This is a genomic window from Citrobacter sp. Cpo030 (assembly GCF_030333005.1).
GTDB lineage: Bacteria > Pseudomonadota > Gammaproteobacteria > Enterobacterales > Enterobacteriaceae > Citrobacter > Citrobacter portucalensis.
This window is the reverse complement of the sequence record NZ_JAOWGT010000040.1, coordinates 86,980-112,563: the sequence shown is the minus strand read 5'-3', so window position 1 is coordinate 112,563 and position 25,584 is coordinate 86,980. Positions and strand designations below refer to the sequence as shown.

At 53.5% G+C, this 25,584-nt stretch carries 22 protein-coding genes, 1 other RNA gene and 1 pseudogene; 15 read left to right on the top strand and 9 right to left on the bottom strand.

Features of this window, described 5'->3' with window-relative positions; translation table 11 throughout:
- Window positions 1-173 precede the first annotated feature (173 nt).
- The 4 genes and pseudogenes from yqgG to speB all read left to right on the top strand — a co-directional run.
- Window positions 174-275: pseudogene (gene yqgG, locus OGY37_RS01760) on the top strand (small protein YqgG); the annotation flags it as partial.
- A 258-nt stretch (window positions 276-533) separates the two neighbouring features.
- Window positions 534-665 carry an acid stress response protein YqgB gene (gene yqgB / locus OGY37_RS01755; protein ID WP_003027062.1) on the top strand — a complete coding sequence of 44 codons (132 nt, stop codon included), beginning with the start codon at window positions 534-536 and terminating at the stop codon, window positions 663-665.
- Between the two features lie 8 nt (window positions 666-673).
- Window positions 674-2,650 carry a biosynthetic arginine decarboxylase gene (gene speA / locus OGY37_RS01750; RefSeq protein WP_071692619.1) on the top strand — a complete coding sequence of 659 codons (1,977 nt, stop codon included), beginning with the start codon at window positions 674-676 and terminating at the stop codon, window positions 2,648-2,650.
- 207 nt (window positions 2,651-2,857) lie between these two features.
- The gene (speB, locus tag OGY37_RS01745) at window positions 2,858-3,778 is read left to right on the top strand and encodes an agmatinase (RefSeq protein WP_003825449.1); all 921 of its coding nucleotides are present in this window, start codon (window positions 2,858-2,860) and stop codon (window positions 3,776-3,778) included.
- A gap of 99 nt (window positions 3,779-3,877) precedes the next feature.
- Here speB and loiP read toward each other — a convergent pair whose 3' ends face one another.
- On the bottom strand, window positions 3,878-4,636 hold the full coding sequence (loiP, locus tag OGY37_RS01740) for a metalloprotease LoiP (protein ID WP_003825452.1): 759 nt from the start codon (window positions 4,634-4,636) through the stop codon (window positions 3,878-3,880).
- A gap of 279 nt (window positions 4,637-4,915) precedes the next feature.
- Here loiP and tkt point away from each other — a divergent pair, with 279 nt between their 5' ends.
- From tkt to srsR, 8 genes are all read left to right on the top strand, one after another.
- Window positions 4,916-6,907, top strand: coding sequence for a transketolase (gene tkt / locus OGY37_RS01735; protein ID WP_048215577.1), 1,992 nt, complete (start codon window positions 4,916-4,918; stop codon window positions 6,905-6,907).
- Window positions 6,908-7,398: 491 nt separating this feature from the next.
- Window positions 7,399-8,427 carry an erythrose-4-phosphate dehydrogenase gene (gene epd, locus OGY37_RS01730; protein ID WP_008785759.1) on the top strand — a complete coding sequence of 343 codons (1,029 nt, stop codon included), beginning with the start codon at window positions 7,399-7,401 and terminating at the stop codon, window positions 8,425-8,427.
- A gap of 39 nt (window positions 8,428-8,466) precedes the next feature.
- A complete protein-coding gene (gene pgk, locus OGY37_RS01725) occupies window positions 8,467-9,630 on the top strand; it encodes a phosphoglycerate kinase (RefSeq protein WP_003027032.1) in 1,164 nt (387 codons plus the stop codon).
- 214 nt (window positions 9,631-9,844) lie between these two features.
- Entirely contained in the window at window positions 9,845-10,924 is a 1,080-nt protein-coding gene (gene fbaA, locus OGY37_RS01720) for a class II fructose-bisphosphate aldolase (RefSeq protein ID WP_003027029.1), read from the top strand.
- A 191-nt stretch (window positions 10,925-11,115) separates the two neighbouring features.
- Window positions 11,116-11,976 carry a small-conductance mechanosensitive channel MscS gene (locus OGY37_RS01715; protein WP_003825461.1) on the top strand — a complete coding sequence of 287 codons (861 nt, stop codon included), beginning with the start codon at window positions 11,116-11,118 and terminating at the stop codon, window positions 11,974-11,976.
- 196 nt (window positions 11,977-12,172) lie between these two features.
- A complete protein-coding gene (gene argO / locus OGY37_RS01710) occupies window positions 12,173-12,808 on the top strand; it encodes an arginine exporter ArgO (RefSeq protein ID WP_003027005.1) in 636 nt (211 codons plus the stop codon).
- Between the two features lie 93 nt (window positions 12,809-12,901).
- Window positions 12,902-13,648 carry an oxidative stress defense protein gene (locus OGY37_RS01705; RefSeq protein WP_003825465.1) on the top strand — a complete coding sequence of 249 codons (747 nt, stop codon included), beginning with the start codon at window positions 12,902-12,904 and terminating at the stop codon, window positions 13,646-13,648.
- Window positions 13,649-13,771: 123 nt separating this feature from the next.
- Entirely contained in the window at window positions 13,772-14,668 is an 897-nt protein-coding gene (gene srsR, locus OGY37_RS01700; protein WP_003026999.1) for a LysR family transcriptional regulator SrsR, read from the top strand.
- Here srsR and scpC read toward each other — a convergent pair.
- From scpC to argP, 5 genes are all read right to left on the bottom strand, one after another.
- Window positions 14,665-16,131: a succinyl-CoA:acetate CoA-transferase ScpC gene (gene scpC, locus OGY37_RS01695; protein WP_286619900.1), complete on the bottom strand. Its 1,467-nt coding sequence runs from the start codon at window positions 16,129-16,131 to the stop codon at window positions 14,665-14,667. The two genes, srsR and scpC, sit on opposite strands and share 4 nt — an antisense overlap.
- 24 nt (window positions 16,132-16,155) lie before the next feature.
- Window positions 16,156-16,941: a methylmalonyl-CoA decarboxylase gene (scpB, locus tag OGY37_RS01690; RefSeq protein ID WP_008785757.1), complete on the bottom strand. Its 786-nt coding sequence runs from the start codon at window positions 16,939-16,941 to the stop codon at window positions 16,156-16,158.
- Between the two features lie 10 nt (window positions 16,942-16,951).
- Window positions 16,952-17,947: a methylmalonyl Co-A mutase-associated GTPase MeaB gene (gene meaB, locus OGY37_RS01685; RefSeq protein WP_286619898.1), complete on the bottom strand. Its 996-nt coding sequence runs from the start codon at window positions 17,945-17,947 to the stop codon at window positions 16,952-16,954.
- On the bottom strand, window positions 17,940-20,084 hold the full coding sequence (scpA, locus tag OGY37_RS01680) for a methylmalonyl-CoA mutase (RefSeq protein ID WP_286619896.1): 2,145 nt from the start codon (window positions 20,082-20,084) through the stop codon (window positions 17,940-17,942). Before scpA ends, meaB begins: the two co-directional genes overlap by 8 nt.
- A 233-nt stretch (window positions 20,085-20,317) precedes the next feature.
- Window positions 20,318-21,211, bottom strand: a complete 894-nt coding sequence (argP, locus tag OGY37_RS01675) for a DNA-binding transcriptional regulator ArgP (RefSeq protein WP_003825477.1) — start codon at window positions 21,209-21,211, stop codon at window positions 20,318-20,320.
- Window positions 21,212-21,381: 170 nt separating this feature from the next.
- Here argP and rpiA point away from each other — a divergent pair, with 170 nt between their 5' ends.
- Both rpiA and serA read left to right on the top strand, forming a co-directional pair.
- Window positions 21,382-22,041 (top strand): ribose-5-phosphate isomerase RpiA, encoded by a 660-nt coding sequence (gene rpiA, locus OGY37_RS01670; protein WP_003825479.1) that lies wholly within the window; start codon window positions 21,382-21,384, stop codon window positions 22,039-22,041.
- A 271-nt stretch (window positions 22,042-22,312) separates the two neighbouring features.
- Window positions 22,313-23,545, top strand: a complete 1,233-nt coding sequence (serA, locus tag OGY37_RS01665) for a phosphoglycerate dehydrogenase (protein ID WP_043017518.1) — start codon at window positions 22,313-22,315, stop codon at window positions 23,543-23,545.
- A 120-nt stretch (window positions 23,546-23,665) separates the two neighbouring features.
- On the opposite strand, the gene OGY37_RS01660 is transcribed toward serA, so the two are convergent.
- From OGY37_RS01660 to zapA, 3 genes are all read right to left on the bottom strand, one after another.
- Complete coding sequence (locus OGY37_RS01660) at window positions 23,666-24,262, bottom strand: 5-formyltetrahydrofolate cyclo-ligase (RefSeq protein ID WP_003825482.1); 597 nt, start codon at window positions 24,260-24,262, stop codon at window positions 23,666-23,668.
- Between the two features lie 19 nt (window positions 24,263-24,281).
- A non-coding RNA gene (gene ssrS, locus OGY37_RS01655) (6S RNA) lies at window positions 24,282-24,465 on the bottom strand.
- A gap of 41 nt (window positions 24,466-24,506) precedes the next feature.
- Window positions 24,507-24,836, bottom strand: a complete 330-nt coding sequence (gene zapA, locus OGY37_RS01650; RefSeq protein ID WP_003026980.1) for a cell division protein ZapA — start codon at window positions 24,834-24,836, stop codon at window positions 24,507-24,509.
- 167 nt (window positions 24,837-25,003) lie between these two features.
- Between zapA and OGY37_RS01645 the strand changes: the two genes are divergently transcribed.
- Window positions 25,004-25,582: a YecA/YgfB family protein gene (locus tag OGY37_RS01645; protein ID WP_003026978.1), complete on the top strand. Its 579-nt coding sequence runs from the start codon at window positions 25,004-25,006 to the stop codon at window positions 25,580-25,582.
- The last annotated feature ends 2 nt before the right edge of the window (window positions 25,583-25,584 follow it).

Genomic DNA, 25,584 nt, shown 5'->3' with positions numbered 1-25,584 from the left:
GGCAATGTGCATATTTATCTTTTGCTTTTTGACTTTCTTATCGGTATAAAACGCGGCGCGCGGCTCATACAAAAGCACACGACATTTTCATCGTGTTGCCACTTCCAGCCGGGTTAACACTTTGGCTTGTGGGTTCGTTCCGTAAGGAGCAACCGTGGAGGTGATACGAGATAATGAACCGTTGTATTCTGCTGAATCTGTCGCACCGTCCTGGTGTACATATGTCCCCCGCAATCTGCATCTCTGCTTTGCATACCTGTCGATGTTATATACACAAAATCATTTATGCTGCGTCGAGGCGGCAAGTGAATGAGTCCCCTGAACGTACGAGTAGTACGTGACTGGGGCGAATGAGCGTAGCCAACAAAGAGGCTGCATGAAGGATGAAGTGTATACCCATCTCGGCGTATCTCAGGACTGAAGAGCCGGTAACGGTCACTAAGAACTGAACAAGGGCGCTCTTGGTAAACAAGAGTTTTCTCGTGGTTTCGCCGAACCGTCAGCATTAAGTTCGGTTACGTGTTTACATTGATATGAAAAAGAAACCGGTCGCACAGTCGGAGCGTCAGCACTATCTGCTGCAAATTCTGCCTGTATTTGGGTTGTTATCGCGTCTTCGGATTGCGATAGTAGTCAACTGTTTTACACTTGTTAATAAAATTTGAGGTTCGCTATGTCTGACGACATTTCTTTGGGTTCGCCTTCGTCAGCAGGCGAACACGGTGTACTACGCTCCATGCAGGAGGTTGCAATGAGTTCCCAGGAAGCCAGCAAGATGCTGCGTACTTACAATATTGCCTGGTGGGGTAATAACTACTACGACGTCAATGAACTGGGTCACATCAGCGTGTGCCCGGATCCGGACGTACCCGAAGCGCGCGTTGACCTTGCTGAGTTGGTGAAAGCCCGTGAAGCGCAGGGCCAGCGTTTGCCTGCATTGTTCTGCTTCCCGCAGATCCTGCAACACCGTCTGCGTTCGATTAACGCCGCGTTTAAACGTGCCCGTGAATCTTACGGTTACAACGGTGACTATTTTCTCGTTTACCCGATCAAGGTCAACCAGCACCGTCGCGTGATTGAATCGCTGATCCACTCTGGCGAACCGCTGGGGCTGGAAGCGGGTTCCAAAGCTGAACTGATGGCCGTTCTGGCCCATGCCGGAATGACCCGTAGCGTGATCGTGTGTAACGGTTATAAAGACCGCGAATATATCCGTCTGGCGCTGATTGGCGAGAAGATGGGCCATAAGGTCTATCTGGTCATCGAGAAGATGTCTGAAATCGCTATTGTGCTGGATGAAGCTGAACGCCTGAATGTCGTTCCGCGTCTGGGCGTGCGTGCGCGTCTGGCGTCGCAGGGCTCTGGCAAGTGGCAGTCCTCCGGCGGGGAAAAATCGAAATTCGGCCTGGCGGCAAACCAGGTGCTGCAACTGGTCGAAATTCTGCGCGAGCGCGGTCGTCTGGACAGCATTCAGTTGCTGCACTTCCACCTTGGCTCGCAGATGGCGAATATTCGTGATATCGCCACCGGCGTACGTGAATCGGCGCGTTTCTACGTTGAGCTGCACAAGCTTGGCGTCAATATCCAGTGCTTCGACGTGGGCGGTGGTCTGGGCGTGGATTACGAAGGTACCCGTTCGCAGTCTGACTGTTCTGTAAACTACGGCCTGAACGAATATGCCAACAACATCATCTGGGCTATTGGCGACGCCTGTGAAGAACACGGCCTGCCTCATCCGACGGTAATCACCGAGTCTGGCCGCGCGGTTACCGCGCACCATACCGTGCTGGTATCTAACATTATCGGCGTTGAGCGTAGTGAACACACAGAAGCAACGCCTCCGGCTGACGATGCGCCGCGTGCTCTGCAAAGCATGTGGGAAACCTGGCAAGAAATGCATGAACCAGGAACCCGTCGTTCGCTGCGTGAATGGCTGCACGACAGCCAGATGGATCTGCACGATATTCACGTTGGCTACTCTTCAGGCACCTTTAGCCTGCAAGAGCGCGCGTGGGCTGAGCAGCTCTATCTGAACATGTGCCATGAAGTGCAGAAACAACTCGACCCGAGCAACCGCGCGCACCGTCCGATTATCGACGAGCTGCAGGAGCGTATGGCGGATAAGATTTACGTCAACTTCTCGCTGTTCCAGTCGATGCCGGATGCGTGGGGGATCGATCAGCTGTTCCCGGTAATGCCGCTGGAAGGGTTGAATCAGGTACCTGAGCGCCGTGCGGTGCTTTTGGATATCACCTGTGACTCTGATGGCGCTATCGACCACTACGTTGACGGTGATGGCATTGCGACCACCATGCCGATGCCGGAATACGACCCGGAGAACCCGCCGATGCTGGGCTTCTTTATGGTGGGGGCGTACCAGGAGATCCTCGGCAACATGCACAACCTGTTTGGTGATACCGAAGCGGTTGACGTGTTCGTCTTCCCTGACGGCAGCGTAGAAGTTGAGCTGTCCGACGAAGGGGATACCGTAGCAGATATGCTGCAGTACGTGCAGTTGGATCCGAACACCCTGCTGACGCAGTTCCGTGACCAGGTGAAAAACACCGATCTGGATACCGAGCTGCAGCAACAGTTCCTCGAAGAATTTGAGGCCGGTCTGTACGGTTATACTTATCTGGAAGATGAGTAACGATAAATGCCTGCTGGCGCTACGCTTACCGGGCCTACGAAAGTAGGCCGGATAAGGCGAAGCCGCATTTGTGGCACTTACTTGAATCCGTACAAAATAACGGCGATAATTTGCCGTAAATATGCAGCTACCAAATCAATCCCTTCCTCGTCGGGCTTAACGACGCGGAGGGGATTTTTTTTCATCGATTTTTAAAGAGGTCAGTACATGAGCACCTTAGGTCATCAATACGACAACTCCCTGGTTTCTAACGCCTTTGGTTTTTTACGTCTGCCGATGAACTTCATGCCATACGAAAGCGACGCCGATTGGGTGATCACCGGCGTACCGTTTGATATGGCAACGTCTGGCCGCGCGGGCGGGCGTCATGGTCCGGCGGCAATCCGTCAGGTTTCCACTAACCTGGCGTGGGAACACAACCGCTTCCCGTGGAACTTCGATATGCGCGAGCGCCTGAACGTGGTGGACTGCGGCGATCTGGTTTATGCCTTCGGTGATGCGCGAGAAATGAGTGAAAAACTGCAGGCGCATGCTGAGAAGCTGCTTTCTGCCGGTAAGCGTATGCTCTCCTTTGGCGGCGACCACTTCGTCACGTTGCCGCTGCTGCGCGCGCACGCTAAACACTTTGGTAAAATGGCGCTGGTGCACTTTGATGCCCACACAGATACCTACGCGAACGGCTGCGAATTCGACCACGGCACCATGTTCTACACTGCGCCGAACGAAGGGCTGATCGATCCGAATCACTCTGTGCAGATTGGTATTCGTACCGAATTCGACAAAGACAACGGCTTTACCGTGCTGGATGCCTGCCAGGTGAACGATCGCAGCGTAGATGACATCATCGCCCAGGTTAAGCAGATTGTCGGTGATATGCCGGTGTATCTGACCTTTGATATCGACTGTCTGGATCCAGCGTTTGCGCCGGGTACCGGTACGCCAGTGATTGGCGGTCTGACTTCCGATCGCGCGATCAAGCTGGTACGTGGTCTGAAAGATCTGAACATCGTCGGGATGGACGTTGTTGAAGTGGCTCCGGCTTACGATCAGTCAGAGATCACCGCGCTGGCAGCGGCTACGCTGGCTCTGGAAATGCTGTACATCCAGGCAGCGAAAAAAGGCGAATAAGTTGTTTTGCCGGATGGCGCTAACGCTTATCCGGCCTACAGCTGGTTGATGTTTGTAGGCCGGATAAGGCGTTCACGCCGCATCCGGCACGATTAACGGTTATTTGATCCCGTCTGCGCTCATGCGATCGCGAATATGTTGCGCACGTTCTGCGGATGCCGGGTGATCGTCAAACATTGAGCTTTGACGTCCAGCTTCCAGTTTGGCCAGTTTCTCAAAGCTGGTGGCTAAACCTGCCGGATTGATCCCGCGTTTGCGCAACAAATCATACGAGTAATCATCCGCCTCGGATTCCTGACGCTGGGAGAACTGCGAGTTCACCAGTTTCTCGCCAAGATCGCCCAATTGCGACTGCGACAGGCTGCCGACAATGCCGCCAGCGGATGCCGCCGCTGCACGTACGGCGTTAGTACCCAGCGCAACCTGCATACCTTTTTTCACGTGACCCAGCGCGACGTGGCCCATTTCATGGCCGATCACCGCTTCGACTTCGTTGTCGGTCATCATATCCATCAGGCCGCTGTACACGCGGATACAGCCGTTTGCCATGGCAAAGGCATTCACATCTTTCGCCATATAGACTTTGTAGTTCACCGGCTGGCCGTTTATGTTATCGCCAAGCGCGGCGGCGATTTTGCCAAGACGCGTTGCGTACTCGCTGCTGGCCGGAGCGATAGTAGCCTTGCTGTCCATATCTTTACAGGCCTGATCGCTCAGCGCTTTTACCTGAGCATCGCTCAGACTGTAGGCCTGAAAAGCCTCCGCGCCAGAAGAAAGCAGTCCGTTGGAGTCCATGTTCTGGCAGCCGGTCAATGCCGCAGCCATGCTCGTAGCAAGCAGTAAAGCGCGAATTTTCATTTTTTCTCTTCCGCACAAAGTCAGGATTATTCTAAAAATTACGTCGTTTGCAGGTGAACCGACGTTCGGCCTAAGTATAAAGAAAAGAACAATACGCGGGCGAGAAGATTGCGCAACTTGCGCGCATGATCCAGAGATTTCTGAAGCGGTAAAAGGATGCTCCATGTACATGACACGCGGCTTGGGTTACATTGTTGGCACTTTTTTCCGGCGTAGCCCAAAACGCGCTGTCGTCAAGTCGTTTAGGGCGTGGCCTTCATTATCCGATCTGGAGTCAAAATGTCCTCACGTAAAGAGCTTGCCAATGCTATTCGTGCGCTGAGCATGGACGCAGTACAGAAAGCCAAATCCGGTCACCCGGGTGCCCCGATGGGTATGGCTGACATTGCCGAAGTCCTGTGGCGTGATTTCCTGAACCACAACCCGACTAACCCGTCCTGGGCTGACCGCGACCGCTTCGTGCTGTCCAACGGCCACGGCTCCATGCTGATTTATAGCCTGCTGCACCTCACCGGCTACGATCTGCCGATGTCCGAGCTGCAGAACTTCCGTCAGCTGCACTCCAAAACTCCGGGTCACCCGGAAGTGGGTTACACCGCGGGTGTTGAAACCACTACAGGTCCTCTGGGTCAGGGCATTGCGAATGCAGTGGGTATGGCTATCGCTGAAAAAACGCTGGCGGCGCAGTTTAACCGTCCAGGTCACGACATCGTTGACCACTTCACCTATGCTTTCATGGGCGACGGCTGCATGATGGAAGGTATCTCTCACGAGGTATGTTCCCTGGCTGGTACGCTGAAGCTGGGTAAACTGGTTGCGTTCTACGATGACAACGGCATCTCTATCGATGGCCACGTTGAAGGCTGGTTCACCGATGACACCGCGAAGCGTTTTGAAGCTTACGGCTGGCATGTGGTTCGTGGCGTTGATGGCCACGATGCTGACGCCATTAAACGTGCAGTAGAAGAAGCACGCGCAGTGACCGACAAACCGTCCCTGCTGATGTGCAAAACCATCATCGGTTTCGGTTCTCCGAACAAAGCGGGTACTCACGACTCTCACGGTGCACCGCTGGGCGATGCAGAAATCGCACTGACCCGTGAACAGCTGGGCTGGAAATACGCACCGTTCGAAATCCCGTCTGAAATCTACGCGCAGTGGGATGCGAAAGAAGCCGGTCAGGCAAAAGAAGCTGCATGGAACGAGAAGTTCGCTGCTTATGCGAAGGCCTTCCCGCAGGAAGCGGCTGAATTCACCCGTCGTATGAAAGGTGAAATGCCGTCTGACTTCGACGCAAAAGCGAACGAGTTCATTGCTAAGCTGCAGGCTAATCCGGCGAAAATCGCCAGCCGTAAAGCTTCTCAGAACGCGATTGAAGCCTTCGGTCCTCTGCTGCCTGAATTCCTCGGCGGCTCCGCTGACCTGGCACCATCTAACCTGACGCTGTGGTCTGGTTCGAAAGCGATTAACGAAGATACTGCCGGTAACTACATCCATTACGGTGTGCGTGAATTCGGTATGACCGCTATCGCAAACGGTATCTCCCTGCACGGTGGTTTCCTGCCGTACACCTCCACCTTCCTGATGTTCGTGGAATATGCCCGTAACGCGGTGCGTATGGCTGCGCTGATGAAACAGCGTCAGGTCATGGTCTACACCCACGACTCCATCGGTCTGGGCGAAGACGGCCCGACTCACCAGCCGGTAGAGCAGGTTGCTTCTCTGCGTGTGACCCCGAACATGAGCACATGGCGTCCGTGTGACCAGGTTGAATCCGCCGTTGCGTGGAAATACGGCGTTGAGCGTCAGGACGGCCCGACCGCGCTGATCCTCTCCCGCCAGAACCTGGCACAGCAGGAGCGTACCGAAGAGCAGCTGGCAAACATCGCTCGCGGTGGTTACGTGCTGAAAGACTGCGACGGTCAGCCGGAACTGATCTTCATCGCTACCGGTTCTGAAGTTGAGCTGGCTGTGGCTGCGTGGGACAAACTGACTGCCGAAGGCGTGAAGGCTCGCGTGGTTTCCATGCCGTCTACCGACGCGTTCGACAAACAGGATGCCGCTTACCGTGAGTCTGTGCTGCCGAAAGCGGTTTCCGCTCGCGTTGCAGTGGAAGCAGGTATCGCTGACTACTGGTTCAAATACGTGGGCCTGAACGGCGCAATCGTCGGTATGACCACCTTTGGTGAGTCTGCTCCGGCAGAGTTGCTGTTTGAAGAGTTCGGCTTCACCGTAGACAACGTTGTCGCGAAAGCAAAAGAACTGCTGTAATTTCGATTACAGGTGAAAACGGGTCGCTCAGGCGACCCGTTTTTTTTTGCTTTTCCGGAACGCGCCGCGCGTTGCGCAATCGCACGGCGCAGTCTGCTATCCAGACCGTCTGCGGCATCGTTGAAGGGCTCCGGGACTCGGACCTCGCGCTGGTGATTAGATGTAGGTTAGGGGGCTTTCTGATTTAAATCAGGGTGTGTAACACGACAACGAAATAATTTTGCTACGGTTATTCGTCATTCTGGAATATGGAATAAATTTAGCGTTGAAGGGCGTTAAAATGTGACGCAAGTCAGATAACTGTGTTCTGTTGCTGGACAATCATTCCTTTTATTCCGCGTTTCGCTTATTCTAGCTGAAGCGTTTCAGTCGATTAAATGTTCGACAATTAACCAATTAGTCGCAGTTTGCGACAGGTAAGGTTTCCCTGAGCGATTTGCTGCATTACTCTGTCTGCCACATCGTTTCTGAGAAATCCTTGCAGGAGACCTATGACCGTACGCGTAGCGATTAATGGTTTCGGTCGCATCGGACGCAACGTGGTTCGTGCTTTGTATGAATCCGGGCGTCGGGCGGAAATCACCGTGGTGGCAATCAACGAACTTGCGGATGCTGCAGGCATGGCGCATTTGTTGAAATATGACACCAGCCATGGACGTTTTGCCTGGGATGTTCGTCAGGAACGTGACCAGCTCATCGTTGGCGATGACGCTATCCGCATTCTGCATGAGCGAACACTCGATGCACTTCCATGGCGCGAACTGGGTGTCGACATCGTGCTGGATTGTACGGGGGTCTTCGGCAATCGCGAACACGGCGAGGCGCATATTGCCGCTGGTGCAAAAAAAGTGCTCTTTTCACATCCTGGTAGTCACGACATCGACGCAACCGTAGTGTATGGCGTTAATCAGGATCAGCTGCGCGCTGAGCACCGGATCGTTTCCAACGCTTCCTGCACCACGAATTGCATAATACCCGTCATTAAATTGCTGGATGATGCTTACGGCATTGAGTCTGGTACCGTCACCACGATCCACTCTGCGATGCACGATCAGCAGGTTATTGATGCTTATCATCCTGACCTGCGTCGCACGCGAGCGGCCAGCCAGTCGATTATTCCGGTTGATACCAAACTGGCGGCGGGCATCACGCGAATTTTCCCGCAGTTTAACGATCGTTTTGAAGCGATAGCGGTGCGTGTACCGACCATAAATGTGACGGCGATCGACTTAAGCGTGACGGTGAAAAAACCAGTAAAAGCCAGTGAAGTCAACCAGTTGCTGCAAAAAGCAGCACAAGGTGCATTTCATGGTATAGTTGACTATACGGAATTACCGTTGGTCTCTGTAGATTTTAACCACGACCCGCACAGCGCCATCGTTGATGGTACGCAAACGCGTGTGAGTGGCGCTCACCTGATCAAAACGCTGGTCTGGTGTGATAATGAATGGGGCTTTGCTAACCGTATGCTCGACACTACGTTAGCGATGGCTGCTATTGGTTTCAGGCTCGACGCTTGAGCGTCGACAAAACTTTATGAATCAACGAGAGGATTCACCATGTCTGTAATTAAGATGACCGATCTGGATCTGGCTGGTAAACGCGTTTTTATCCGTGCGGACCTGAACGTACCAGTTAAAGAAGGGAAAGTAACCAGCGATGCGCGTATCCGTGCTTCTCTGCCGACCATCGAACTGGCCCTGAAACAGGGTGCGAAAGTGATGGTAACTTCCCACCTGGGTCGTCCTACCGAAGGCGAGTACAACGAAGAATTCTCTCTGCTGCCGGTTGTTAACTACCTGAAAGACAAACTGTCTGCTCCGGTTCGCCTGGTAAAAGATTACCTGGACGGCGTTGAAGTCGCTGCCGGTGAACTGGTAGTTCTGGAAAACGTTCGCTTCAACAAAGGCGAGAAGAAAGACGACGAAGCACTGTCCAAAAAATATGCTGCGCTGTGCGACGTATTCGTAATGGACGCTTTCGGTACAGCTCACCGTGCACAGGCTTCTACTCACGGTATCGGTAAATTCGCTGATGTAGCTTGCGCAGGCCCGCTGCTGGCTGCTGAGCTGGATGCGCTGGGTAAAGCACTGAAAGAACCTGCTCGTCCGATGGTTGCTATCGTTGGCGGTTCTAAAGTTTCCACCAAACTGACCGTTCTGGATTCTCTGTCAAAAATCGCTGACCAGCTGATCGTTGGCGGTGGTATCGCGAACACCTTCGTTGCCGCTCAAGGCCACAACGTGGGTAAATCCCTGTACGAAGCTGACCTGGTTGACGAAGCTAAGCGTCTGCTGACCACTTGTGACATCCCGGTCCCGACCGACGTTCGCGTAGCGACTGAATTCTCTGAAACTGCACCGGCTACTCTGAAGTCCGTTAGCGATGTGAAAGAAGACGAGCAGATCCTGGACATCGGCGACGCTTCTGCACAGCAGCTGGCTGACATCCTGAAGAATGCGAAAACCATTCTGTGGAACGGCCCGGTTGGCGTGTTCGAGTTCCCGAACTTCCGCAAAGGTACTGAAATCGTTGCTAACGCTATCGCAGACAGCGAAGCGTTCTCTATCGCAGGCGGCGGTGACACCCTGGCAGCAATCGACCTGTTCGGCATTGCTGACAAAATCTCCTACATCTCTACTGGCGGCGGCGCATTCCTCGAATTCGTGGAAGGTAAAGTACTGCCAGCAGTAGCTATGCTCGAAGAGCGTGCTAAAAAGTAAGAATCTAATGGGCAGGGAAACCTGCCCAATTATTAGCGCGCTTTAGAGCACGCTTCAATTCTTTACACAAAATCATTCGAGTTGCATCAAGGCGGCAACAGAGTGAGTTCCCGGGAGCTTACTTACGTAAGTAACCGGGGCGAGCGAGGGCAGCCAACGATGAGGCGGCTTGAAGGATGATGTGTACAACGGCCGAAGATACAGGATTCGTAATATGTCTAAAATTTTTGATTTCGTAAAACCAGGCGTAATCACTGGTGATGACGTACAGAAAGTTTTCCAGGTAGCTAAAGAAAACAACTTTGCTCTGCCAGCTGTTAACTGCGTTGGTACCGACTCCATCAACGCCGTTCTGGAAACCGCTGCAAAAGTTAAAGCGCCGGTAATCGTACAGTTCTCCAACGGTGGTGCTTCTTTCATCGCGGGTAAAGGCGTGAAGTCCGACGTTCCTCAGGGCGCTGCAATCCTTGGTGCTATCTCTGGCGCGCATCACGTTCACCAGATGGCTGAACACTACGGTGTTCCGGTTATCCTGCACACTGACCACTGCGCGAAGAAACTGCTGCCGTGGATCGACGGTCTGCTGGACGCGGGTGAAAAACACTTCGCAGCAACCGGCAAACCGCTGTTCTCTTCTCACATGATCGACCTGTCTGAAGAGTCTCTGGAAGAGAACATCGAAATCTGCTCCAAATACCTGGCGCGCATGTCCAAAATGGGCATGACCCTGGAAATCGAACTGGGTTGCACCGGTGGCGAAGAAGACGGCGTGGACAACAGCCACATGGACGCTTCTGCACTGTACACCCAGCCGGAAGACGTTGATTACGCATACACCGAGCTGAGCAAAATCAGCCCGCGTTTCACCATCGCAGCTTCCTTCGGTAACGTTCACGGCGTTTACAAGCCGGGTAACGTTGTTCTGACCCCGACCATCCTGCGCGACTCTCAGGACTATGTTTCTAAGAAACATAACCTGCCGCACAACAGCCTGAACTTCGTCTTCCACGGCGGTTCCGGTTCTACTGCTCAGGAAATCAAAGACTCCGTAAGCTACGGCGTAGTGAAAATGAACATCGACACCGATACCCAATGGGCTACCTGGGAAGGCGTTCTGAACTACTACAAAGCGAACGAAGCTTACCTGCAGGGCCAGCTGGGCAACCCGAAAGGCGAAGATCAGCCGAACAAGAAATACTACGATCCGCGCGTATGGCTGCGTGCTGGTCAGGCAACCATGATCACCCGTCTGGAACAGGCTTTCAAAGAACTGAACGCGGTTGACGTTCTGTAATTTACGCCGTTCTACGTGACATGAGGCCCGCAAATGCGGGCCTTTTTTATTGCCATTTCAATATGCTGCTGGCAGAGAATTCTGTGATCTGTTTGGCAAAATCCAGGTTTATTGTTTACCCTTGTCAGATTGCCAGTCCCGTTGGGACGGCTTTATTTTTCCCATTTGGGTAAGCAAAAAAGGAATATTGAATGGAAGATTTGAATGTTGTCGACAGCATAAATGGTGCGGGCACCTGGCTGGTCCGCAATCAGGAGCTGCTGTTAAGCTATGCCGTCAACATCGTTGCGGCCATCGCCATTGTCATTATCGGTATGATTGTGGCGCGCATCGTATCAAACACCGTTAACCGCCTGATGGTGGCACGTAAAATTGATGCAACCGTTGCTGACTTCCTCTCTGCACTGGTGCGTTACGGTATTATCGCGTTCACGCTGATTGCCGCTCTGGGCCGCGTTGGGGTACAAACCGCTTCTGTGATTGCCGTTCTCGGTGCCGCAGGTTTAGCCGTTGGTCTGGCACTGCAAGGTTCGCTGTCCAACCTCGCCGCTGGCGTGCTGCTGGTGATGTTCCGTCCGTTCCGCGCAGGTGAGTATGTAGACCTCGGAGGCGTAGCGGGAACCGTACTCAACGTGCAGATTTTCTCCACGACTATGCGTACCGTAGACGGTAAGATTGTGGTGATCCCAAACGGTAAAATCATTGCCGGGAACATCATTAACTTCTCTCGTGAGCCGGTTCGTCGTAACGAATTTATCATCGGCGTGGCTTACGACTCCGATATCGATCAGGTGAAAAAAATCCTCACCGATATCATTCAGTCTGACGAGCGTATCCTTAAAGATCGTGAAATGACGGTGCGCCTGAATGAGCTGGGCGCTTCCTCGATTAATTTTGTGGTACGCGTCTGGAGCAACAGTAGCGATCTGCAAAGCGTTTACTGGGACGTACTGGAGCGTATTAAACGCGAGTTTGACGCCAACGGTATCAGCTTCCCGTACCCGCAGATGGATGTGAACTTCAAGCGTGTGAAAGAGAGCGCGGCAGAGTAATCGCGTGCCCGGTGGCGCTATCGCTTACCGGGCCCACAGGTTTTATAGGCCGGATAAGGCGTCAGCCGTCATCCGGCATTTCCCCCTCCCCCCGTGGTATTAATTCTTCTTATCCCTGATTAAAATTATCCATTTCCGCTAATGTTTTCCCCGCGCTATAGTCTGCTCCTAAGAGAAACAGTTCGGGATGATTAACGTGTTATCGTATTATTTTCAAGGGCTTGCACTTGGTGCGGCTATGATACTTCCGCTCGGTCCGCAAAACGCCTTCGTGATGAATCAGGGGATCCGTCGCCAGTATCACATCATGATTGCTTTACTCTGCGCTATCAGCGACTTAGTGCTGATTTGCGCGGGGATCTTTGGCGGTAGCGCCTTGCTGATGCAGTCACCATGGCTGATGGCGCTTGTCACTTGGGGTGGGGTGGCATTTTTACTCTGGTACGGTTTCGGGGCGTTAAAAACGGCGATGAGCAGTAACCTGGAACTGGCCAGCGCCGAGGTGATGAAGCAGGGCCGCTGGAAAATTATCGCTACTATGCTGGCGGTGACATGGCTCAACCCCCATGTTTATCTGGATACCTTTGTGGTGCTGGGGAGTCTGGGAGGCCAACTGGACGTTGAGCCTAAGCGCTGGTTTGCGCTGGGTACTGTCAGCGCTTCGTTCCTTTGGTTCTTCGGTCTGGCATTGCTGGCGGCCTGGCTCGCTCCGCGTTTGCGCACTGCTAAAGCACAGCGGATCATCAATACCCTGGTAGGATTGGTGATGTGGTTTATCGCTTTTCAGTTGGCAAAAGAAGGTGTTGCGCACGTTCATGCGTTGTTCAACTAAGTGTTGTCTGATGGACAACGCAGCGAGATCGGCTAAGCTTGCCTGCATGTGCCCTGAGTTTCGGGGTAATTAATGAAACATGGAGGAACGACCGTGAAGTTCAAAATAATGGCCCTGGCGGCATTAGTCGGATTCAGCGCACTATCGGTACAGGCAAATGAGTTGCCAAATGGACCGCACATCGTGACTTCCGGAACGGCAAGCGTGGATGCGACACCAGACATCGCTACTCTGGCGATTGAAGTGAACGTAGCTGCAAAGGATGCGGCTTCAGCAAAGAAGCAGGCTGATGAGCGCGTGGCACAATATCTGTCCTTCCTTGAACAGAACCAGATAGCGAAGAAAGATATTAGCGCGGCAAACCTGCGCACCCAGCCGGACTACGACTACCAGAATGGTAAAAGCGTCCTTAAAGGCTATCGTGCGGTACGTACCGTTGAGGTCACGCTGCGTCAACTGGACAAACTCAATGCGCTGCTCGATGGTGCACTGAAGGCCGGTCTGAATGAGATCCGTTCGGTATCGCTTGGCGTTGCCCAGCCGGATACTTACAAAGATAAAGCGCGTAAAGCAGCAATTGATGATGCTATTCATCAGGCTGAGCAGTTAGCTGCGGGCTTTAACAGCAAATTGGGGCCCGTTTACAGCGTGCGTTACCATGTTTCCAATTATCAACCGAGCCCGATGGTACGGATGATGAAAGCAGATGCAGCGCCTGCGACATCCGCTCAGGAAACCTACGAACAGCCGGTTATTCAGTTTGACGATCAGGTTGATGTGGTCTTCCAGATTGAGCCGACGGCGGGGCAACCAGCAGCAACGCCAGCCAAAACCCAGTAATCATTGCAGACCCGGCTTTCCAGCCGGGTTTTTTCTGTGAGCAACTGTAAAAATGAGACCCCACATCCAGTCTTTTTTTTCGCCGTAATGAGGATAGGCCATAGCGATTTTTAAGGGGACGCTATGGATATTTTTATCTCGAAAAAGATGCGTAATTTCATTCTGCTGGCGCAAACCAATAACATCGCCAGAGCGGCAGAAAAAATACATATGACCGCATCGCCTTTCGGTAAAAGCATTGCCGCACTGGAGGATCAAATCGGCTATACGCTGTTTACCCGCAAAGATAACAACATCAGCCTGAATAAAGCCGGACAGGAACTGTATCAGAAGCTGTTTCCCGTTTATCAGCGCCTTTCTGCCATTGATAACGAAATCCATAACGCCTCTCGCCGCTCGCGGGAAATCGTCATCGGGATCGACAATACCTACCCAACGATTATTTTTGACCAGTTGATTAGCCTTGGTGACAAGTATGACGGCGTGACGGCTCAGGCCGTTGAATTCAGCGAGAATGGGGTTATTGATAACCTGTTCGATCGCAAACTGGATTTTATTATCTCGCCGCAGCACGTTTCCCCCCGCGTCCAGGAACTGGAGAATCTGGCGATTAGCGAGCTGCCTCCGCTGCGTCTGGGGTTTCTCGTTTCCCGGCGCTACGAAGAAAAACAGCCGCAGGATCTGCTGCGCGAGCTGCCATGGCTGCAAATGCGCTTCCAGAATCGCGCCAACTTTGAGGCGATGCTGGATGCCTACATGCGACCCTGTGGGATCAACCCGACGATAATCTATCGTCCATACAGCTTTATGGCCAAGATCAGCGCGGTGGAACGCGGGCAGTTTTTGACGGTGATCCCTCACTTCGCCTGGCGGCTGGTGAATCCGTCGACGCTAAAGTATTTCGACGCGCCCGGCAGCCCCATGTATATGCAGGAATTTCTCTATTCGCTGAAAAATCATCGCTATACCGCCACCATGCTCCAGCATATTGCTGAAGATCGTGACGGTAGTGCAAGTTAACCGAGCATCGAGCCTGTTTCGAGAAGGTTGCGATGCAGATCGAACGCATGGCTGAGGTCGTGATGGATATGCCCGCCGGGCGCTTTCTCCAGATAGCGGTGCAGATAATCCCGGTAAAGAGGGTGCGCACAGTTATCGATAATTGTGTGTGCCCGTTGCATCGGAGATAACCCACGCAGATCGGCAATCCCTTGTTCGGTCACGATCACTTTAACGCTATGTTCGCTGTGATCGACATGGCTGCACATCGGCACGATGGTGGAGATTTTCCCGCCTTTGGCAATCGACGGCGCCATAAAGATAGACAGGTAAGCGTTGCGCTCGAAATCTCCGCTGCCGCCGATGCCATTCATCAGGTTCACCCCCGCAACATGCGTGGAATTGGCATGGCCGTAGATATCAAATTCCAGACCGACGTTAAGCGCAATAACCCCCAGCCGTCGAATGATTTCCGGGTTATTGGAGATCTCCTGCGGGCGCAGCACTATCCGGCTGGCGAAGAAGTCCATGTTGTCGTAAATCTTCTGTAGCGACGGGGCTGAAATAGTCAGGCTGGAGGCGCTGGCACCGGTGATCTTGCCCGTTTCCAGCAGATGCACCACCGATTCCTGCAACACCTCCGAATACATCATAAAGGGCGGGATATCCGGGTTCTCGCCCAGTCGCGCCATTACCGCGTTGTTGATATTACCCACCCCGCTTTGTAAGGGCAGAAATTCCGCTGGAATGCGTTTGTGCGCCATTTCTGCCAGCAGGAAAGTGACTACGTTATCGGCAATTTGCTGGCTGACCGGATTGGTTTTATCCGATGCATTTCCGGCATCGGGCAGCTCGGTATCCACCACTGCAACCACCTTTTTGGGGTCTATCTGTACGCACTGACTGCCTACGCGATCCATGGTATGAAAAATAGGTACGCTGTTACGCCGTGGTGGCGCACCGGGTATCACGATGTCGGCAAACTCCGCCACACGCGGATTATGGTAATGATTCAGCTCGATTATCACCTTTTTCGCCCGCAGCAGCCAGGTGGGTGCATTGCCAATACCGCTGGAAAGCCAAATCCGGCCATCTGGCGCGATAGCGGAGGCTTCAATGACGGCAACATCGATTTCGCCAAAAAAACCGTAATTAACCATTTGCGCCACTTCACTCAAATGGAGATCGACAAACCTCACCTGGCCCTGATTAATTTTCTCGCGCAGGCCCGATGACGTTTGATAAGGCGCACGCCAGGAAACGGCATCCGCCGCGGATAGAACATCATCAGCGGCGGCACCAATTGATGCTCCGGTCAGCAGGCGGATCTGAAAAGGCTGCCCGTTCTGATGCCGTTCGCAGGCGCGTTGGGCAATTGCGCTGGGTAACGCTTTGGGTGAACCCGCAGGGGTAAAGCCGCTAAACGCCACCATATCATCGTGCTGGATAATTTCTGCCGCCTGTTCGGCGCTCATCCGTTTCATGGCCGTCTCCTTCCTCGGACGTGATTAATGGCCAACAAAATTAGGTTTACGTTTTTCCATAAACGCGTTCATCCCTTCCTGATAATCCTCGCTGTCGTACACCGCGCGGCGCATGCCCTGAATACGCTCGAACTCATCGGAATTCATGGTGTGCGCTTCACCCAGCACGCGAAGTTCTTCTTTGATGACGGCGATGGCCAGCGGTGCTTTTTCCGAGATGTGGTGCGCCATTTGCAGAGTGAAATCTTCCAGTTCCTCGACGGGCACGACATGGTTAAGGATCCCGACCGCCATGGCGCGTTGAGCGGTGATGGGTGAAGCGGTAAAAATCAGCTCTTTAACGATGTGAAAACCAGCGTCGCGGGTCAGGTTGTGGATGCCCACAAGGTTATACGGCACGCCGAGGTTGACCGGGGTCATTGAGAAAGTGGAGGTACTGGCTGCAATGATCAGATCGGAACTCATGATCATTTCAAACGCGCCGCCCCAGACGCTGCCTTCGACCATGGAGATCACTGGCTTCGGATATTTTTGGATCATACGGGTTATCTGACGCAGCGGATCGTCATAGGAGAGCGGATCGCGTCGTCCGGTCGGGAGTTCATGAATATCATGCCCGGCAGAGAACACTTTGGCCCCGCTCGGGGCGCGCAGAATGATGCAGCGAATGTCCGCACGATTGAGATCGCTCAGCGCCTGCATCAGATCGTCAATAAACACTTTACTCAGGGCATTGAGCTTGCGGGCGTAATTGAACTCAATAACCGCGACTTTCTGGATGATGACCACGTTGACGTATTGATAAGACATAATGTTCTCTTTATTGAAAGTAATGATGCTGGATATATTCGCTGATGTGCCGCAGACCGGTGCGCGGCGAAAGATCATTGTTTTTAACGGCCTGTAGCGTCTGCTGGAAATAGCGGTCGAAATCAGTCCGCGCAAACAGCAGATGCAGGGCTTCTTCTTCAGCCTGCTGGTGTAACCAGTCCACCGCCTGCTGCTGGCGAACTTTTTCCAGTTTACCGCTGGCGGTCAGGCACGTTTTAAAATCGGTTATTGCTTGCCAGACCTCCTCAATGCCGCGTTTTTCCAGGGCGCTACAGGTTAATACCCGCGGCTGCCACTCGTCATATTTACGGCGCAGAATATGCAGGGCGGATTCGTACATATGGCGGGCGATGGCCACGCTGGTATGGTTATCACCGTCGTCCTTATTGATGACGACCAGATCCGCCATTTCCATCAGGCCTTTTTTGATGCCCTGTAAATCGTCGCCACCGCCAGCGATTTGCAGTGAGATAAAGCAATCCACCATGCCTGCGACTTCGGTTTCTGACTGCCCTACGCCGACGGTTTCCACAATCACCACGTCAAAGCCAGCCGCCTCGCACAGCAGCATTAATTCGCGGGCGCGCTGGCTGGCACCGCCTAAATGACCGCTGGAAGGGACCGGTCGAATAAACGCAGATTCGGCGCGGGCCAGCTCCGTCATGCGGGTTTTATCGCCAAGAATGCTGCCGCCGCTGACCGGGCTGCTGGGATCGACGGCGATCACCGCTACCCGTAATCCGTGGTGGATAAGCAGCATGCCGAATGCTTCCAGGAAAGTGCTTTTGCCCGCGCCCGGCGTACCGGTGATCCCCAAACGCAGGGAGTTACCGGTGAACGGCATAATCGCGTCCAGCAATTGCGTACTCAGCGGCTGGTGGCGCGGGTGGTTGCTTTCGACCAGCGTCATCGCCTGGGCGAGCGTAGCCCGTTCACCGAGTCGCAAACGACGGACGGTATCTTCAAGCGTGGCGGCGTTAATCATGATGCTGACTGATACGGGTTAACACATCGCGGACGCTGTCGAGCATTGGTGTGCCGGGGCCATAAATGGCTGCCACGCCATGTTCGTGCAGGAAAGCGTAATCCTGCGGCGGAATAACACCTCCTGCTACCACGCAGATATCTTCACGCCCCCATTTTTTGAGTGCGGTAACCAGTTCCGGGATCAGCGTTTTATGGCCGGCGGCCAGCGATGAGGCACCAATCACATGCACATCGTTTTCTACCGCCAGGCGGGCGATCTCTTCCGGTGTGGAGAACATCGGGCTGAGATCGACATCAAAGCCGAGATCGGAGTAGGCGCTGGCGATCACCTTCGCGCCGCGATCGTGGCCGTCCTGACCCATCTTGGCGATCAGAATACGCGGGCGGCGGCCATTTTCCGCGAGGAACTGTTCGGTTTGCGCAACGATGGTATCGAACTCATCGGCGGATTTATCAGACTGATGATAGCTTTGCGCAATCACTCCGGTGACGCACTGGCTGGGAACCAGATACCGATCAAAAGCGACTTCCAGCGCGTCGGAGATTTCACCCAGCGTGGCGCGAACGCGGGCGGCGTTGACGGCAGCAGCCAGCAGGTTTTCATTATGTTGCGCGGCGTGGGTCAGCGCGGATAGCGCGGTCTTGACGGCATCGTTGTCGCGGGTGGTGCGGATATGTTTCAGCGAGGCAATCTGCTCGTTGCGCACCTTCACGTTGTCGATCTCCAGTACCGACGTCTCGTCTTCTTTATCCAGCTTGTACTTATTGACGCCGACGATAACGCGCTTACCCTGGTCGATCAGCGACTGTTCACGCGCGGAAGCTTCTTCGATCATCCGTTTAGGGAGCCCGGCTTCGATCGCTTTCGCCATGCCGCCTGCCTCATCAATCTGTTTGATGATCGTGCGTGCCTGCTTCACGATTTGATCGGTGAGTGACTCGACGTAATACGATCCGGCCAGCGGATCGACGGTGCGGCAGATCTCTGATTCTTCCTGAATGATGATTTGCGTATTACGCGCAATACGGGCGGAGAAATCGGTGGGCAGACCGAGCGCTTCATCAAAGGCGTTGGTATGCAGCGACTGGGTACCGCCAAGCGTAGCGCCGAGTGCTTCAATGGTAGTACGCACCACGTTGTTGTACGGGTCCTGCTCGGTCAGGCTCCAGCCGGACGTCTGGCAGTGGGTACGCAGAGCGAGAGATTTCGGGTTGGTCGCACCAAAGCTACTGACCGCTTCACTCCACAAATAGCGCGCTGCGCGCAGCATGGCGACGTTCATAAACAGATCCATGCCGATACCGAAGAAGAACGACAGGCGCGGGGCGAAATCATCTATTTTCAGTCCGGCGGAAAGTGCGGCTTTGATGTATTCAATACCGTCTGCCAGCGTAAAGGCCACCTGCTGTACGCAGTTTGCTCCGGCTTCACCCATGTGATAGCCGCTGATGCTGATGGTGTTAAAGCGCGGCATGTTGCCGGAGCACCAGGCGATGATGTCGGCGATAATGCGCATGGACGGTTTTGGTGGATAAATGTAGGTGTTACGGCACAGGTACTCTTTCAGAATATCGTTCTGAATGGTCCCGGTGAGTTGTTCCGGCGCTACACCTTGTTCTTCTGCAGCGACGATATAAAACGCCAGTACCGGCAGAACCGCGCCGTTCATGGTCATCGATACCGACATCTTATCCAGCGGGATCTGGTCGAACAGCACCTTCATATCTTCGACGGTATCGATCGCCACGCCCGCTTTGCCGACGTCACCTGCCACGCGCGGGTTGTCAGAGTCATAGCCACGATGGGTGGCAAGGTCAAAGGCGACGGAAAGCCCTTTTTGCCCGGCGGCGAGGTTGCGGCGGTAAAAGGCGTTGGACTCTTTGGCGGTAGAGAAACCAGCGTATTGACGAATGGTCCACGGCTGCGCGGTATACATGGTGGCGCGCGGGCCACGCACGTAAGGCGGCAGACCGGGAAGGGTGCCCGTGACTTCCAGATTATCGAGGTCTTCTTCGGTGTACAGCGGCTTGATGGCAATCCCTTCCGCCGTCTGTCTTTCCAGCGACTCGACGGTTTTTTCCCGTCGACTGAGTTCTTTATTGGCGAGTGTTTGCCACTCCTGCACGTTTGCCATTTTTTGCTCCGTATTACGCAATAAGTTGAATCTTTGCGAATACGGTGAGCTTTTTCATTTGGCTTGTCGCCAGCAAAAAATAGCCAACAGGGCGTCGTTTTTTGCCGCGTGGCGTGTTTGATTTTGTGATTTATTTCAAAGACGTGGCGGGAATAGCATGAAAAGAGGGTAAAAGACTTGTCGGCCGGATAGGGCGTTACGCCACCATCCGGCACTCAGAGGTTATGAGCGGTTTAATCCTGACGCAGTACGTTGTGACCATAGGCCAGCAGCGCATCGGTGACGTTGCGCATCATGCGGCTTTCCGGCGCAAAACGGTGCCAGTACAGCATCCGGCGCTGGAACAGGCCCGGCGTTAAGTCGATAAGTTCGCCGCTTTCCAGTTCTTTCTCAATCTGCAAGTGGGGGATCATGCAGCAGGTCGTTCCCTGACGCGCCAATTGAACAAAGGCTTCAGACGAGTTAACGATATGGCACGGCACGCTGCCCGGCGGCAGGTCGAAGTTTTGTTGCAGGAACGCCTGGTGCATATCATCAAGATGGTCAAACGCTACCGCTGGAGCTTTCAGCAGGGCAGAGCGGGTGACGCCGTTAGGGAAATAACGCTCGGCGAAAGGTTTAGAGCCAACAAACAGGTAGTCCAGCGCGCCGAGTTTATCCACCAGGCAGCTTGGCAGCGCCTGATGTTGAATACTCACCGCACCGACCACTTCACCACGACGCAGACGTTCCTGAGTTCGGGTTTCATCCTCAACCTGCAGGTTCAGCCGAATCGGCGAATTTGCCAGTACCGGAGCCAGCGCCGGAAGCAACCAGGTCGCCAGACTGTCGGCGTTCACCGCCAGTGAGAGCAGCAGCGGCGTCGAACCGGTTTGTTCATCACCCAGCCACTCGTCTTCGAGCAGTTCAACCTGACGCAAAAGCGCCAGTAGTTTTTGCCCCTGTTCGGTTGGGCGTGGTGGTACGGTACGCACCAGCAGCGGTTGTCCGAACATATTCTCAAGCTGTTTTATGCGCTGTGAAACCGCGGATTGCGTGATGCACAGCTTTTGCGCCGCGCGCTCAAATCCTCGTTCACGAATAACCGCATCCAGTGCTTGTAGTGTTCTGTAGTCCGGACGTTTCATTGCTTTGACGCACTCCTGAAAATTTTGCTTGTTCTGCACTATGACACAAATTTAGGTTGGGTAAAGACGAAATCCGCCGCTTGCGAGCGGGTGTGGGGACATTTTTCTGCACAATGTTCTATAATGCGCGTGAATTTTCCCACCATATTCACACCACAGGCGAAACGATCATGACGCAGGATGAACTGAAAAAAGCAGTAGGATGGGCGGCACTTCAGTATGTACAGCCCGGTACCATTGTGGGCGTAGGTACAGGTTCAACAGCCGCACACTTTATTGATGCGCTGGGCACAATGAAAGGTCAGATTGAAGGTGCGGTATCCAGTTCGGACGCTTCAACCGAAAAACTCAAAAGCCTCGGTATCCACGTGTTCGATCTTAACGAAGTGGACAGCCTCGGCGTATACGTTGACGGCGCGGATGAAATCAACGGCCACATGCAGATGATCAAGGGCGGCGGCGCAGCGTTGACCCGTGAAAAAATTATTGCTTCCGTGGCGAAGAAATTTATCTGTATTGCCGACGCGTCCAAAGAAGTCGATATTCTCGGTAACTTCCCGCTGCCGGTTGAAGTGATCCCAATGGCGCGCAGCGCTGTGGCTCGCCAGTTGGTGAAGCTGGGCGGTCGTCCTGAATACCGTCAGGGTGTAGTGACGGACAATGGTAACGTGATCCTTGATGTACACGGTCTGGAGATCCTCGATGCCATCGCGATGGAAAACGCCATCAATGCGATTCCGGGCGTGGTAACCGTCGGTCTGTTTGCCAATCGTGGTGCGGATGTCGCGCTGATCGGTACGCCAGACGGCGTGAAAACTATCGTAAAATGATCTGACGGGAGTGTCTTCTCCCGTTAAAAAAATTTTGGCAGGGCAAATTTGGTGACTTGTGTCACGTTTATAATATTGTCCTGCCGATCTCTCCAAAGAAAAAGTTATCGCCAGTATTTTCCTCTGACATTTCTCTCTGAATGACATTTCTTCAGCACGGCGACGCAAACGTTCATATTGCCGCAATATTATTTTTTGATATGTTGAAGAGACGGATGAAAATCCCACACACAACACATCAGTTTGAACAAAAAAAGACAGGGTCGGGGAAATGGCAAAGGTATCACTGGAGAAAGATAAGATTAAATTTCTGCTGGTTGAAGGCGTGCATCAAAAAGCGCTCGAAAGCCTTCGTGCAGCAGGTTATACCAACATCGAGTTTCATAAAGGCGCTCTGGACACTGAACAACTGAAAGAGTCCATCCGTGATGCCCACTTCATTGGCCTGCGATCCCGTACCCATCTGACTGAAGATGTGATTGACGCCGCAGAGAAACTGGTCGCGATTGGCTGCTTCTGTATCGGCACCAACCAGGTTGATCTCAGCGCTGCGGCAAAGCGCGGGATCCCCGTGTTTAATGCGCCATTCTCTAACACGCGTTCCGTTGCGGAACTGGTGATTGGCGAACTGCTGCTCCTGCTACGCGGCGTACCCGAAGCAAACGCCAAAGCACACCGCGGCGTGTGGAATAAACTGGCTACCGGCTCGTTTGAAGCGCGTGGCAAAAAACTGGGGATCATCGGCTACGGCCACATTGGTACTCAGCTAGGCATTTTGGCGGAATCGCTGGGGATGCATGTCTATTTCTATGATATTGAAAATAAACTCCCGCTTGGCAACGCCACCCAGGTTCAGCATCTTTCCGACCTGCTCAATATGAGCGACGTGGTGAGCCTGCACGTACCGGAAAACGCCTCCACCAAAAATCTGATGGGCGCGCATGAGATTGCGCTGATGAAACCAGGCGCACTGCTGATCAACGCCGCACGCGGTACGGTTGTCGATATTCCTGCGCTGTGTGATGCGCTGGCAACAAAACATCTGGCGGGAGCGGCCATTGACGTCTTCCCAACGGAACCTGCTTCTAACAGCGATCCGTTCACCTCGCCGCTGTGTGATTTCGACAACGTGATCCTGACGCCGCACATTGGTGGTTCAACGCTGGAAGCACAGGAAAACATCGGTCTGGAAGTGGCTGGGAAACTGACCAAGTATTCCGACAACGGCTCTACGCTGTCTGCAGTTAACTTCCCGGAAGTTTCGCTGCCGCTGCACGGCGGTCGTCGTCTGATGCACATTCACGAAAACCGTCCGGGCGTACTGACTGCGCTGAACCAGATTTTTGCCGAGCAGGGCGTCAACATTGCCGCGCAGTATCTGCAGACTTCCGCACAGGTAGGTTACGTGGTTATTGATATTGAAGCGGATGAAGATGTGGCAGAGAAAGCGCTGCTGGCGATGAAAGCCCTTCCGGGAACCATTCGCGCTCGTCTGCTGTACTGATTTCCTCTACATGGGCAGGCGGTTGACCTGCCCATCTTCCCTCTGATTTCCCGGCCTCAAAATCTCTTCCTGTCACGCATACATTCTGTTTTCGAGCCTTGCCGCAATTGGCAAAAAAAGCTACCACTCCCAGATTTTGGATGGCGTCACCACCGCAGGCAGTGGGATATCCCATTCTTCGACAGGCAGCTTTTCCACTCGCTGACAATCGTGCGCGTAGCCTACGGGCTGGATCTTATGCTGCTGCCAGTTTTGCAACGTACGGTCATAAAATCCACCGCCCATACCCAGGCGTTGCCCGACCTCATCAAACGCCACTAACGGCGTAATCAGTACATCCAGTTGTGAGAGCGGCAATACGTCACGTACATCAAGTCGTGGTTCCTGGATCTTTAAGCGATTGGTTACCAGGTCGCTGTGCGGATGATAGTGCAGGAACAGCAGGTTGCCAGGGCTGAAGGGATGAAGAACCGGAAGATAGACGCGCTTGCCCGCTCGCCACAGCTGATCTATTAGCGGCTGGGTATCGAGTTCGCCATCGAACGAGAGGAATACCGCCACGGTATGAGCGAGTACAACAGGGGGATAACTGAGCATTCGGGTCGCGGCTTGCTGACCGTATTGTCGTTGCTGTTCGGAAGTAAGCGCACGACGACGCTGCCGAATCAGTTGACGGATTTCTTGCCGGGATAAAGGGAGTTCAGAAAGTAATGTCATGGCTGTTGCCAGGTAGAAGGGAATCTCCGAGATGCCGCCGCAGGCTGTAACCCTTGAACCCTTGGTTCAAGGTGAATGCGTCGTCACAGTTTTAAGGCTTCTCGGACGGGCCGAGCATGCTCACCAACCGTGGAGCGCCACATTCTTGTGGTATGAAATATCGGCTCAGGGGACTGGCCCGCTTGCAAACATCTCAGAGAAATTTTGTCTTCACGGGCACTCTACCACAGTAAACCGAAAAGTGTTATTCAAAGTTTTGGCCCGTTTTTTCGGTTATGCGACCCTGATCAAGCAACGCCTGTTCGATGGTCTGTTGTAGCATCCGAATACGTTGTTCCATGCTCGCCGCGTACTCACGCGTCTTCGCTTTTTCCTGAGTTAATTCATAGCTGATGTTCAACGCGGCGATGAAAACCAACTGCTCAGTATTTGTGACTCTAGTGCGAACTTTCAGATCTTGCAATCGCTGATTGAGATCGTCCGCAGCCTGATTCAACGCATCCCTTTGTTCAGGCGGGCAATTCACTCGCAGTGAACGGCCAAATATTTGGATATCGACGGGTTGTGCAGACATGCCACCTTCCTGCTGATTGACTGCGCTGCCTTCGTCTCCAGACCGTGGGTCCGCGAAGGGGCGACACTATAGCTACCCTGGTATCAAGATACAAGCCCTTTTCTGGTCCACCAGGGTCCAAAGTGGTAGCATACCATGAATATTCCTCCCTTTGATGACGAATGCTTATGTCTATACAGAACGAAATGCCTGGTTACAACGAAGTTAGCCAGTTTTTGAACCAACAAGGGGCTGGATTAACCCCGGCCGAAATGCACGGCTTGATAAGCGGAATGATTTGCGGCGGAAATAACGACAGCTCATGGCAGCCGCTGCTGCACGACCTGACGAACGAAGGTCTGGCCTTTGGTCACGAGCTGGCTCAGGCGCTGCTGAAAATGCACTCAGCCACCAGTGATGCCCTCGAAGACGACGGCTTCCTTTTTCAGCTTTATCTGCCTGAAGGGGATGACGTCAGCGTGTTCGATCGCGCCGATGCGCTGGCGGGATGGGTAAACCACTTTTTACTGGGCCTTGGCGTCACGCAACCGAAGCTCGACAAAGTGACCGGCGAAACCGGGGAAGCGATTGACGACCTGCGCAATATCGCTCAATTGGGATATGACGAAGACGAAGATCAGGAAGAGCTGGAAATGTCGCTCGAAGAGATCATCGAATACGTGCGCGTAGCCGCCTTGCTGTGTCATGACACGTTTACGCGTCAGCAGCCGACCGCGCCGGAAGTCCGTAAACCGACTCTGCACTAAGA

Coding starts and splice junctions, on each gene's coding strand:
- yqgB (WP_003027062.1), top strand. CDS start 534: ATGAAAAAGAAACCGGTCGCACAGTCGGAGCGTCAGCACTATCTGCTG.
- speA (WP_071692619.1), top strand. CDS start 674: ATGTCTGACGACATTTCTTTGGGTTCGCCTTCGTCAGCAGGCGAACAC.
- speB (WP_003825449.1), top strand. CDS start 2,858: ATGAGCACCTTAGGTCATCAATACGACAACTCCCTGGTTTCTAACGCC.
- loiP (WP_003825452.1), bottom strand. CDS start 4,636: ATGAAAATTCGCGCTTTACTGCTTGCTACGAGCATGGCTGCGGCATTG.
- tkt (WP_048215577.1), top strand. CDS start 4,916: ATGTCCTCACGTAAAGAGCTTGCCAATGCTATTCGTGCGCTGAGCATG.
- epd (WP_008785759.1), top strand. CDS start 7,399: ATGACCGTACGCGTAGCGATTAATGGTTTCGGTCGCATCGGACGCAAC.
- pgk (WP_003027032.1), top strand. CDS start 8,467: ATGTCTGTAATTAAGATGACCGATCTGGATCTGGCTGGTAAACGCGTT.
- fbaA (WP_003027029.1), top strand. CDS start 9,845: ATGTCTAAAATTTTTGATTTCGTAAAACCAGGCGTAATCACTGGTGAT.
- OGY37_RS01715 (WP_003825461.1), top strand. CDS start 11,116: ATGGAAGATTTGAATGTTGTCGACAGCATAAATGGTGCGGGCACCTGG.
- srsR (WP_003026999.1), top strand. CDS start 13,772: ATGGATATTTTTATCTCGAAAAAGATGCGTAATTTCATTCTGCTGGCG.
- scpC (WP_286619900.1), bottom strand. CDS start 16,131: ATGAAACGGATGAGCGCCGAACAGGCGGCAGAAATTATCCAGCACGAT.
- scpB (WP_008785757.1), bottom strand. CDS start 16,941: ATGTCTTATCAATACGTCAACGTGGTCATCATCCAGAAAGTCGCGGTT.
- meaB (WP_286619898.1), bottom strand. CDS start 17,947: ATGATTAACGCCGCCACGCTTGAAGATACCGTCCGTCGTTTGCGACTC.
- scpA (WP_286619896.1), bottom strand. CDS start 20,084: ATGGCAAACGTGCAGGAGTGGCAAACACTCGCCAATAAAGAACTCAGT.
- argP (WP_003825477.1), bottom strand. CDS start 21,211: ATGAAACGTCCGGACTACAGAACACTACAAGCACTGGATGCGGTTATT.
- rpiA (WP_003825479.1), top strand. CDS start 21,382: ATGACGCAGGATGAACTGAAAAAAGCAGTAGGATGGGCGGCACTTCAG.
- serA (WP_043017518.1), top strand. CDS start 22,313: ATGGCAAAGGTATCACTGGAGAAAGATAAGATTAAATTTCTGCTGGTT.
- OGY37_RS01660 (WP_003825482.1), bottom strand. CDS start 24,262: ATGACATTACTTTCTGAACTCCCTTTATCCCGGCAAGAAATCCGTCAA.
- zapA (WP_003026980.1), bottom strand. CDS start 24,836: ATGTCTGCACAACCCGTCGATATCCAAATATTTGGCCGTTCACTGCGA.
- OGY37_RS01645 (WP_003026978.1), top strand. CDS start 25,004: ATGTCTATACAGAACGAAATGCCTGGTTACAACGAAGTTAGCCAGTTT.